This is a genomic window from Janthinobacterium sp. HH106 (genome assembly GCF_001758725.1).
Taxonomy (GTDB): Bacteria; Pseudomonadota; Gammaproteobacteria; order Burkholderiales; family Burkholderiaceae_D; genus Janthinobacterium.
In genome coordinates, this window is record NZ_LRIC01000058.1 from 21,942 (window position 1) to 32,888 (window position 10,947).

At 65.1% G+C, this 10,947-nt stretch carries 11 protein-coding genes; 5 read left to right on the top strand and 6 right to left on the bottom strand.

What is annotated here, in order from left to right:
* Window positions 1-93: 93 nt before the first annotated feature.
* Window positions 94-495: a hypothetical protein gene (locus JAB8_RS22175; protein ID WP_139143137.1), complete on the bottom strand. Its 402-nt coding sequence runs from the start codon at window positions 493-495 to the stop codon at window positions 94-96.
* A gap of 238 nt (window positions 496-733) precedes the next feature.
* On the opposite strand from JAB8_RS22175, the gene JAB8_RS22180 reads away from it, so the two are divergent.
* The 4 genes from JAB8_RS22180 to JAB8_RS22195 all read left to right on the top strand — a co-directional run bounded on the left by JAB8_RS22180 (window position 734) and on the right by JAB8_RS22195 (window position 4,829).
* Window positions 734-1,510: a DUF481 domain-containing protein gene (locus tag JAB8_RS22180; protein ID WP_070218454.1), complete on the top strand. Its 777-nt coding sequence runs from the start codon at window positions 734-736 to the stop codon at window positions 1,508-1,510.
* 1 nt (window position 1,511) lies between these two features.
* On the top strand, window positions 1,512-3,389 hold the full coding sequence (locus JAB8_RS22185; RefSeq protein WP_083287862.1) for an alpha/beta hydrolase: 1,878 nt from the start codon (window positions 1,512-1,514) through the stop codon (window positions 3,387-3,389).
* Window positions 3,390-3,497: 108 nt separating this feature from the next.
* Window positions 3,498-4,142 carry a hypothetical protein gene (locus JAB8_RS29990; RefSeq protein ID WP_227741975.1) on the top strand — a complete coding sequence of 215 codons (645 nt, stop codon included), beginning with the start codon at window positions 3,498-3,500 and terminating at the stop codon, window positions 4,140-4,142.
* 6 nt (window positions 4,143-4,148) lie between these two features.
* Entirely contained in the window at window positions 4,149-4,829 is a 681-nt protein-coding gene (locus JAB8_RS22195) for an RES family NAD+ phosphorylase (RefSeq protein ID WP_139143138.1), read from the top strand.
* Between the two features lie 11 nt (window positions 4,830-4,840).
* Here JAB8_RS22195 and JAB8_RS22200 read toward each other — a convergent pair whose 3' ends face one another.
* Together JAB8_RS22200 and JAB8_RS22205 are read right to left on the bottom strand one after the other, a co-directional pair.
* A complete protein-coding gene (locus JAB8_RS22200) occupies window positions 4,841-5,836 on the bottom strand; it encodes an HD domain-containing phosphohydrolase (protein ID WP_070291440.1) in 996 nt (331 codons plus the stop codon).
* Between the two features lie 13 nt (window positions 5,837-5,849).
* Window positions 5,850-9,557, bottom strand: a complete 3,708-nt coding sequence (locus tag JAB8_RS22205; protein ID WP_070291441.1) for a PAS domain S-box protein — start codon at window positions 9,555-9,557, stop codon at window positions 5,850-5,852.
* Between the two features lie 27 nt (window positions 9,558-9,584).
* Between JAB8_RS22205 and JAB8_RS29240 the strand changes: the two genes are divergently transcribed.
* Entirely contained in the window at window positions 9,585-9,809 is a 225-nt protein-coding gene (locus tag JAB8_RS29240; RefSeq protein ID WP_139143139.1) for a hypothetical protein, read from the top strand.
* Between the two features lie 105 nt (window positions 9,810-9,914).
* Here the strand turns inward: JAB8_RS29240 and JAB8_RS22210 are convergent, their stop codons facing one another.
* From JAB8_RS22210 to JAB8_RS22220, 3 genes are read right to left on the bottom strand one after another with little or no spacing between them, the layout of a single operon-like run.
* Window positions 9,915-10,133, bottom strand: a complete 219-nt coding sequence (locus JAB8_RS22210; RefSeq protein WP_070291442.1) for a hypothetical protein — start codon at window positions 10,131-10,133, stop codon at window positions 9,915-9,917.
* A 23-nt stretch (window positions 10,134-10,156) separates the two neighbouring features.
* Window positions 10,157-10,570 carry a hypothetical protein gene (locus JAB8_RS22215; protein ID WP_139143140.1) on the bottom strand — a complete coding sequence of 138 codons (414 nt, stop codon included), beginning with the start codon at window positions 10,568-10,570 and terminating at the stop codon, window positions 10,157-10,159.
* On the bottom strand, window positions 10,567-10,935 hold the full coding sequence (locus JAB8_RS22220; protein WP_070291444.1) for a hypothetical protein: 369 nt from the start codon (window positions 10,933-10,935) through the stop codon (window positions 10,567-10,569). The genes JAB8_RS22215 and JAB8_RS22220 overlap by 4 nt, the downstream gene beginning before the upstream one ends.
* Between the last annotated feature and the right edge of the window lie 12 nt (window positions 10,936-10,947).

Below are 10,947 nucleotides of genomic sequence, written 5' to 3' on the forward strand. Positions count from 1 at the left end.
GATTCCTTGTAAGATCAGGCAGCAAATACGCGCAGCATACGCCAGGCGCGCGCCACTTGCCAGCCCCGGCGTGCGCCGCCAGGCGGCGGCCGGCTAGTTACATTTGCCGCGCAGCTTGGCGATCGCCACGAAGGGCAAGGCATACACGCCGCCGATGCCGATCGGGCCGATGCTGGTGGGCTGGCGCTTCAAGCCGTCGGCGTGCAGGCAGTCGGGCACCTTCGCCTCGGCGAAGGCGGCGGAGAACTGCTCGTATTTCCGGTCGGCGCGTATCGTCACCTGCTGCATGGCCGGCTGCGGAAGTGCGTCGCGCGCCTGCGCCTCTTCCGCCAGTACGGCGCGCACGGCGTCGCGTATCATCGATTGCGTCAGTGGCGGTGCCGCTCCCGCTCCCGCTCCCGCTCCCGCTCCCGGCGTCGTCTCCAGCGCCTGGCCCCCGGCCTGCACCGCCGCGCACAGCCAGACCGCGGTGACAAGCTTGCAAGCTATTTTCATCGTCATCATCCACACATGCCAGGTTTGCAATATTTCCATCAATATAGCAGCATTCGTGCGCGCCGGGGCGTGCGGCGAACGTTGACGGGGTCGGGTACAATACAGCCTCGACAATGTTTGGCCGCGCCCGCGCGCGCATGTTTTATCGGCGCTTCCCGGCTTGCCGCGGCCAGCATCGCCACCACTGCCACTAACGAACATCAGGCGCGCCTGGCGCGCGCCACAGACCACTACAGCCATGAAATCGACCCACTCTCTCGCACTGGCGCTGGCCATGGCCATCACTTGCGGCAACGCCGCCGCAGCAGACACCAAACAAAGCATGCTGTTCGATGAAATCCCCATCGGCAGCTGGAGCACTTCCGCCGAACTGGGCGCCATCACCACCTCGGGCAACACGGTCGGCACCTCCGTCACGGGCAAGATCGACGCGCGCCAGGAACTCGACGACTGGAGCAACCAGTACATCTTCAGCGGCTACTTCAAGGAAGACGAAACGACGAACGACGAAGGACAAAAGATCCGCGAACGCTCGGCCGAACGCTTTTCCGCCTCCGCCAAGGCCGCCTACAAGCTGATGGCCGACCATGAAAAACTGTTCGTGCTGGCCTCGCACGTGAACGACAAGTTCGGCGCCTACACCAAGTACTCGACCCTGGCCGTCGGTCACGGCTCGCGCTGGTATCAGTCGAGCGACAAGAGCGTCGACGTGGAATTCGGTCCTGGCTATTTCAGCGGCACCAATGACGCGGGCGAATCGGAACACGGCCTGACGGTGCGCGGCGCGGCCGCCATGAAGTGGAAGATCAGCCAGTCGGCCATGTTTACGCAGACGGTCAGCGTGGAACGGGGCACCTCGAATACTCACTCGATCGCCGAAACGGCCCTCAGCACGAAGATCAACGGCACCATGCAGATGAAGGCCGCCTTCAGCGCCCGCAACGATACGCGCGTACCGGACGACAAGAAGAACACGGATACGCAGACCTCGCTGACCCTGGTCTACTCGTTCTGAGATGCCGGCCACGCTGATGCGGCGCTTGCGCCTGGCCGCCCTGCTCTGTGCCGCGGCGCTGCTGAGCGGCTGCGCCGCCGTCACCGTCAGCGCCATTTCTCCAGCCGACTACCTGCAGCAGCGGCGCGGCGACATCCTCACCACGGGCAAAATCAGCGCCTCGGCCAGCGAAGTGCTGCGCATCATCGGCAGCGATATCGCCGCCTGCGAAGCCAATACGGGCAGCTGCCGCGCCGACCTGGCCCGCTCCGAGCTGCTCAGCGACGAACAGCGCCTGGCAACCCTCTCCGAATTATGGCTGGAAAGCGCCCTGGCCGAAGAAAAACAGGGCGGCCACCCCAGCGCCGAGCTGCTGGCCGCGTGGCTGGAATCGGCCCGCTACGCCTACGCCTACCTGTTCTACACGACGCGCACGCCGGGCCAGCGCGCCTTCGAGGAACGCCAGACGCAAATCCGCGACTACTATAACTATGCCGTGCAAAAAGCCGTCGGCAACCTGTTCCGCCACCGCGGCGAGTACCGCCCGGACGGCCACGTGATCCGCGTCGCCGGCTGGCAGATCGACAGCGAACTGTCTGCCCTGCGGCTGCCCGCAGACGGCACCCTGCCGGAAGAACTGCTGCCGGCCACCTCGCTGACGTTTTCCGGCCTGCGCAATGTGTACCGGCGCGACGGCTTCGGCGCCGACCTGGTGGCCGTCATGCCCAAGCCCGCGCAAGCGGGCAACGCACCGTTCCAGGAAACCCGCTTCCCCGTCGTCACGGCGCTGATCCGCTTCGACGGCAACAGCCTGCAGGAAGTCCTGGCCACGCAACAGCTGCTGGTGATGCTGGTCGACCCGACGCGCAGCGAATCGACGCGCATGGCAGGCCAGGAACTGCCCGTGGCAGCCAACTTCACGGCCGGCTATGGCCTGTGGCTGGCCCGCTCCGGCTTCGGCGTGCAGGCGCTGCGCACCCTGTTCGGCCGCGCCGACGGCATTTCGCGCCCGCAGGTGCACCTGATGCAGCCCTACGACCCGAACAAGCGCACCATCGTCATGCTGCACGGCCTGGCCAGCAGCCCGGAAGCGTGGATCAACGTGGCGAATGAACTGATGGGCGACGAACAGCTGCGCCGCCGCTACCAGATCTGGCAGGTTTACTACCCGAGCAATGCGCCGCTGGCGGCCAATAACGCCGCCATCCGCAAGGCGCTGGCCGCGACGCTGGCGCAGTTCGACCCGGCGGGCAAGGCCGACGCGGCAAACGAGATGGTCTTGATCGGCCACAGCATGGGCGGCGTGCTGGCGCGCCTGATGGTGTCCGACGCCAGCAACACCCTGCTCGACGCCATCACGGAAGAATATAATTTAAAAGGCAAGAAGGCGGAAAAAGTGCGCGCCGGGCTGGCGCCCTACCTCAATTTCACGGCCATGCCGCAGGTCAACCGCGCCATCTTCATCGCCGCGCCGCACCGCGGCACCTCGTTCGCCAACCACAAGGTGGCGCGCTGGATCGCCAATCTCGTCACCTTGCCCATCACCATGCTCGACCAGCTGTCCGACGCGGCCGGCAGCCTGGCGCAGCTCGACACGGGCAGCAGCGAGCCGCTGCGCATCCCCAACAGCATCGATAACCTCAGCGACAAGGACCCGTTCGTGCGCCTGGTGGCCGACTTGCCCATCAGCCCGAAAGTGCGCTACTACTCCATCATGGGCAACGACACGCCGGACCTGCCCCTGGCGGAATCGAGCGACGGCGTGGTGCCCTACGCCAGCGCCCACCTCGACGGCGCTCTGTCGGAAAAAGTCATCCCCTCGTGGCACAGCGTGCAGGAAAGCCCGCAGGCGATCCTGGAGATACGGCGGATCTTGCGGCTGCCGGACAGCTTGCCCTGATATACAGCGCTGCCTGATGCAGAAAAGATGCGCTTTTCGCTTGATAAAGTTGCGAAACATGATAATCTTGTGTGTAAGACGCCTGGCGCATATACCCGAGGAGCGAACATGACAGCGCATCTGCATCACGACACTCTGGCGCCCGCGCGCCGGGAATGGACCGACAACGACCTGCGGGTAGTGGAACAATTCTCGCAATTGGTGAGCGCACAGCTCGACCTATTGGCGCAAGGTCCCGAGCGCGAGCGCCTGATCGACTTGGCCACGCGCGCGCTCGATGCGGCGCGCGCCTCTCTGCGCGCCACCCCGCCATCGATACCGCTGCAGCTTCCCGTGTCAAAACTCAAGGTGTCCGATGTCATTGGGCAAGGATGGGTGGAACTGTCGCAGGCGTCGCTGTATCGCGCAGTGGAAAGCCAGCGGTTTTATTGCGTGACACCCAAGGGGCGCAGTATCGGCAAGGAGTTTCCCGCGTGGCAATTTGTCCAGCCCGTGCCGGAACTGATCGCGCCCGTGCTCGCCATTCTCGCCGGCCAGCCCGGCAGTGACATTCATGCCTTCTGGGTCAGCAGCGCAGACGAACTCAACGAACTGTCGCCGGCAGAGCTGCTTGCAGGCAAATCGTTCGAAACGCGGGCCGAAGTGCATCCCAGTCAGCAGGCGCTGCTGGATCTGCCAGCCAGCGAGAGATTGCGCAAGGTGCTGGCGGCGGCGAAGTGGCAGCATAGGGGCATGGCCGATATCGTAGGCTAGCCTCGCATGACGCTACAACTGAAAGATACGCCTGTCCCGCCAGAAATGATCACGCGCCTGCCGGCGCTGGCATTGCTGCGCGCTGAATTATTGAGTCATATCATCACCCATCCAGCAGGCCAGGCCCTGGTGCGCGCGGCGTGGAACACGGCATCGATCTGGCCATTGAAAGTCCAGCGCACCTACCGCTTCGGCCCACCCGCCGAACTGGCAGATGCGGGCGGCTTCCCCTATCACTGGGCGTATCTTGCGGACGATGCCTATACGGCGGCCTGGGAAGCCCAGCTTTGCCGTAACGACGTCACGCGCCCGGGCACCTTTTACATAGATCACAACGCGCAACAAGCGCTGATTGCAACCCTGTCGTTCAGCGCCCCGCTGCAATTGCTTGATCTGACCGGGCTGGCCGCCAGCCGCCTGGGTATCTACGATCAATTGCGCAGTTCCGACCACGGCTGGTGCCAATGGCTGGGCTGGCAGCTGGATCAGATCATTGCGCAGGAGGCAGGCGCGATTCACGGTTTCGTGTATCCATCGCGGCGACAACCCGGCAAACTTGCCTATGCGATATCCTCTCGCCACATGGCAACCTTGGGCACAAGCATGGCATGCGCCCATGTGCAATTCGGCAGCACTGAAGCATATGCGCGCTTGCTGGCCGACCGCCTGCGCGTGGACCCGCCCTGAGCAGATGCTCCCTACGCCGGCTCGCGCCACTTGTCCTTGATCTCCAGCATGGCCGGCAGCTGCTCGATGAACAGCGCCAGCAGCGCGGGATCGAAATGCGTGCCGCTGTCGCGCTGCATGGTGGCGATGGCCTCTTCGATCGTCCAGGCGCGCTTGTAGGGGCGCTCGCTGGTGAGCGCGTCGAAGACGTCGGCGATGGCGACGATGCGGCCTTCATGCGGGATTTCTTCGCCTTTGAGGCCTTGCGGATAGCCGCTGCCATCCCATTTCTCGTGGTGCGTCAGGGCGATGGTGCGCGCCATTTTCAGCAGTCCGCCCGCGTGCTCGCCGATGATGGCCGCGCCGATTTCCGCGTGGCGGCGCATGACTTTCCATTCTTCCGCATCGAGCTTGCCCGGCTTTTGCAGGATGGCGTCGGGGATGCCGATCTTGCCCACGTCGTGCATCGGTGCCGCATTCAATAAATCTTCCGCCCTGGCCGCGCTGTAGCCGGCCGCCAGTGCCAGCTGGCGCGCGTAATAGCTCATGCGGATGACGTGCATGCCCGTCTCGTTGTCCTTGTATTCGGCCGCCTGGCCCAGGGTCTGGATCACCTGCAGGCGCGAGCGGCGCAATTCCTCGGCATCCACCAGCGACAAGTGCGTACGCACGCGGGCGCGCACGATGGGCGGGCTGACGGGCTTGGTGATGTAGTCGACGGCGCCGGCGTCGAAGCCGTCCGCCTCGTCCTTCACGTCGCACAGGGCGGTGACGAAAATGACGGGAATCGCGGCAGTGACCGGCATGGCTTTCAGCTGGCGGCACACTTCATAGCCCGTCATGGCCGGCATCATGATGTCGAGCAGGATCAGTTCGACGGGGTTGTTCTGCGCCAGTTCCAGCGCCTTCTCGCCATCCTTGGCGTACAGCAGGCGGTAATCGTCCTGCAGGATCTGGCGCAGCACCTGCAGATTCGTCGCTTCGTCGTCAACGAGCAGCAGGATCGGTTTGTCTTCGTGTAAGGTCATCGTTAGCCCAGTATCAGGAAAGGTCGGCAGCCGTAGGAGCCTCGAGCCACGCCAGCAGCTGGCGCAGCACGCCCACGGCGCGCGCAAATTCAAAGTCGTCGATGGCGCTGGCCAGCGCCTGCAGGCGCTGCTGCTGGCCATGCGGCGCCAGGATGGCGGCGATCTGCGCCATCAGGGCGTCGTCGAGCTGCCCGCCCTCCAGGCTGGCGATGGCTTGCCGCAGCAAGGCACCCACGGCCGATGCATCGAGGGGCGCGCTGGCGGCCGGCGCTTCCATGGCCACGGCCGGCATACCCATTTCTTCCAGTTCGCCGGCCAGCGCCATGAAGGCGGCGGCCAGCTGCACCAGCAATTCGGTGGCCGGCAGCTGGCGCGCGATCGCTTGTTCGATGCGTCCCAGCAGGCTTTCGACCTGCACCAGGCACAGATTGCCCGCCGCGCCCTTGATACGGTGCAGCAGGTGGCCGGCCACGCTGCCGCCGCCGCGTTCCAGTTCCGCCGCCAGCATGGCGGCGCAGTCGCCATTGGCCTGCACGAAGCGGCCGATCGCCCGCTGCAAGGCTTCGCGGCCGCCCCACAGGGCGATGCCGCGCTGCCAGTCGACCTGGCCGGCGGCCGCACGCGCCGCCGCGCCGGCGGCCGGCGGCGGCATGGCCACGGCGATATCGAGCAGGCGCGCGATTTCCGCCGTCAGCTTGTGCATTTCCAGCGGCTTCGAGGCAAAGCCGTTCATGCCCGCCGTCTGCGCGGCGCGGCGGTCCTGTTCCAGCACGCTGGCCGTCAGGGCGATGATGGGCGTCGCCTTCAGGCCCTGCTCGCGCTCGTACACGCGGATCAGGCGCGTCGCTTCCAGTCCATCCATGCGCGGCATCTGCACGTCCATCAGGACGATGTCGAAGCTGCCCTTGCTGAACTCGCGCACGGCGCTCTCGCCATCGCTGGCGGCGATCACCTGGTGGCCGGCCGCGCCCAGGCTGATCAAGAGCAGCTCCACGTTCTGCGGCACGTCGTCTGCCGCCAGGATGCGCAGCGGCGGCAAAGCCGCCACGGGCTGCTCGCTGCGGCGCGCCACGGCCTTGCCCGGCGCCAGCGGCAGCAGCACGTGGAACACGCTGCCCACGCCCAGGGTGCTTTCCACCGTGATGGTGCCACCCATCAGCTCGACCAGCTGCAGCGAAATCGTCGTGCCCAGGCCCGTGCCGCCAAAGCGGCGGCTCATCGAGGAATCAGCTTGCGTGAATGGGGCGAAGATCTTGTCCAGGCGGTCGGCCGGAATGCCGATGCCCGTGTCGTGCACGGCGATATGCACTTGCTCGCCCTGCATGCCGACGGCCACGCGCACATGGCCCACTTCCGTGAACTTGACGGCGTTGCCGATCAAATTCGTCAGCACCTGCTGCACCCGGCGCGCGTCGCCGAGGAAGAACTGGCCCATGCCGGGATCGACGTCGACATGCAGCACCAGGTCGCGCGCGTGCGCCGTGACGCGCAGGGAGGCGGCCACGTGGTCGACCAGGTCGGGCAGCGAGAAGTCCACCAGTTCCAGCTCGGTGGCGCCTTTTTCCAGCTTGGCCGTGTCGAGGATGTCGTTGAGCAGCTCGAGCAGCGAACGGGCCGACTGGCGCACGGTACCCAGGTGGCGGCGCTGCAGGCTGTCCAGGGCCGTCCCCAGCAGCACTTCCGTAAAGCCGATGATGGCGTTCATCGGCGTGCGGATTTCATGGCTCATATTGGCCAGGAAGCTGGTCTTCGATTCGGCGGCCAGCTCGGCGCGGTCTTTCGCCGCGCGCAGGTTTTCCTGCATGGCGCGCCGCTCGCTCACGTCGGTGGCCAGCTTGACCACCTTGAACGGCTTGCCGTCCGTGTTGAAGATCGGATTGTACGACGCCTGTATCCACACTTCGCGGCCATCCTTGCCGATGCGCTTGTACTCGCCCGTATTGAATTCGCCGCCCGCCAGGTGCTGCCAGAACGCGATGTAGTCGGGCGAGATCACGTGGGCGGGTTCGCAGAAGATGCTGTGGTGCAGACCCAGCACGTCGTCGAGCTGGTAGCCGACCAGGTCGAGGAAGTTCTGATTGACCGCCAGGATGCGCCCCTGCAGGTCGAATTCCGCCACGGCCGTCGCGCGCGAGATGGCCGTCACCTTGCCTTCGTATTCGGCGTTGCGCAATTCGCTTTCCGTGATGTCGAGGATGACGCCGTCGATCCAGCGCACCACGCCGTCGTTGTCGAGCACGGGGCCGCTGCTCTCGCGCACCCAGCGCTCGCGCCCGTCGCGGTGGATCAGGCGGTAGACGTTCTCGAAGTCGCGCTGTTCGCCGGCCGCCTGCACGCAGGTGTCGTTGACGCGCTGGCGGTCGTCCGGATGCACGAGGTCGAACAGCCTGACCCGCCCTTCGATGAAGTCCTGCGGCGTCCAGCCCGTCAGGTTGAAGACGGCGTCGCTGATGAAGATCATCTTCCATTCGGGCGCGAAGCTGCAGTGGAAGGACACGCCCGGGATATTGCGGATCAGGGTACGGTACTGGCGCTCGCTGTCCTTGAGCGCCTGCTCCATGCTGCGCGACGAGCGCATGTCCGTGACAAACGCCACGAACAGGGGCTGGCCCGGCGTATCGATCTTGCCGATCGCCACGCGCATGGGCAGCACCGCGCCGTCCTTGTGGCAGCCATCGAGTTCGCGTCCGCTGTCGAGGATGCGCGAAGCGCCCGTTTCCAGATAGTCGCGCAGATAGCCCTCGTATTCGGCCGCATCGGCCGGTTGCAGCAGCACGCTGGCGTCGCGCCCCACGATCTCCGCTTCGCGCCAGCCGAACAGGCTTTCCGCGGCGGGATTGAAGGAGCGCACCTTGCCCTGGCCATCGATGGTGATCAGGCCATCGGCCGCCGTGTCGACGATGGCGCGCAGGCGCGATTCGCTGGCGCTGGCGTGGCGCAGCAGCTGGCGGTAGCGCAGCAAGCCATTCGCTGCGGCCACAAAGACGGTCAGCGTGACGGTAATCAGGGCCACGGCCAGGGCGACGAACGAGGCTTGCACCGTGATCGTGTTCTCGCCCGCCGTGGGCGTGCCCGAAAAGCGCGCCGCCAGCATGCCCGTGTAGTGCATGCCAGAAATGGCCAGGCCCATCACCACGCTGCTGATCAGCAAGGATGCCAGCGGACTGAGGCGCTGGCGCATGGCGTTCAGGCCGAAGCGCACCCACAGCGCCAGCATGGCCATGGTGACGGCCACCAGCAGCGAGAGCACAAACAGCCAGGGTTCGTAGCGCAGGGCCAGCGACGTCTGCATGGCGGCCATGCCGCTGTAATGCATGGAGCCGATCCCAGCTCCGACGAGCACGCCTCCGACCATCAATTGCCGCCAGTTGATGCTCGGACGCGCCAGCAGGTGCAGCGCCACCCACGAAGCGGCCATGCCTGGCAGCATCGACAGCAGGGTCAGGCCGGGCGCGAAGGACACGCGCGTGCAGATATCAAAGGCCAGCATGCCGATGAAGTGCATCGACCAGATGCCGCCGCCGAGCGCGATGGCACCCGTGATGATGGCCGTCTGGCGCTGGAAGCCGCGCTCGCTGCTGCGCGCCATGCCGGCGATCTGCAAGGCCATGAACGAGGCAAAAATGGCGATGCCGATAGAAAACAACACCAGCCAGGCATTGTGCGTGCCATAGATGTACGGCAAGGTATCGTTCGATACGGCAAAGATGGAACTCAGCATACTGTCGTGAACCGAATAGAGTGAAACGTGACGTCGCAAAACATGACGGCGCACCGCGCGCCGGCGCCCGGCTTTTTAGTAAAGCGGCAACACAGCGAAAATGACAACGGCAGCAGTCGACCAGGGCAAGGCTCGGTCATCACGCCCGCGCCTGCCGCGCGGGGGAAAGGTGCTTTTTACAGAGGGAAAAAGCGGAATGCGTACGAACTCTGGCGCGGATATCTGGCCGCCAGCGTGACGATGATTTCTTAAAGAATGATGAGTATAGTTGCTTTGCGAACATATTCATAGGACTTCAGCAATATAGTTGCCAAAAGAAAAATATTCCGCAGCCCTGATGCGACAATTCCCGGCCGCTCAGCCTGGCGGCCACTGCGCGCGTATCGCGGCAGATTCCTGATAGGTGGGACCGGCCCGCACGGCGACAGGAATACCGGCCAGTTTGCAACGGCGGCTCAACTCGTCCTTGATCTGCCGCAACGACCAGCGCTGCGGCACGGGCAGATCCATGCCAATCACGCGAATCAGCGGGCAGTCGTCGAGGGTCGTGTGCAGCAACAGCTCCAGGCGCGCCATCGGTGGCCCGCCCCGGTAGACGGTTACCGCGCCCGCGTAGGCGACCACCTCGAGCGCGCGTATCTGCGCAGTCCCAGCTGCAGCGCCTTCTCATGACCGGGCAAACGCCGCGCCAACCGGCGCAGCAACAGGCCGGCGTCGTTGATTTCGACATCAAAGGACAGATGGCGATCCGGCAGCAGGACCAGGCCGACGGTCCAGGCGGCCAGCGCCGGCAGGAGCAGCAGCACCGCATCGCCCGCGTATGGCACGTCGCGCCAGACGGCTTGCAGGACAAAGGCGAGGATCAGGGCGCAGCCGCCCAGCAGCACGCTGCGCCACAGCACGGGACGCAGATTGGCCATCATCGCTGCCTGGGAACTTGCATCGTCGGCCGGCGCAAAGCGTATCCATTCGGCGCGTGCCCCTTTGAGCTTGCGAGACGGCGCTGCGCTCAAGCGGTCGGCGCCAGCATGCCGCGGAACCACGCCAGCTGTTCGCGCGTCAGGTAGTTGGCACCATCGCCGTGCAGGATGACGATCTCGATCTCGGGAGGAATCGACGCGATCAGTTGCGCGCCCGTGACGGGAATCTTGGGAAAATTGATGCCGGCCAGGAAGGCCGGGTCTTCCGCCACCGTCACGCACTGGCGCTCGGGATTCGGCGACGGCACGAGGAACAGGTCGATCTGCTCGCTTTGCCCGCCGATCACGACGTGCAATTGCGCGGCCAGCAGTTCGGGCAGGATCAGCTCGATGTTATTCTCGGCGCGCGATTGCTGGAAAGCGCTTTTCAGGGGCGTGAGGACAGGCGTGGCGGACATGGGAACCGTGTA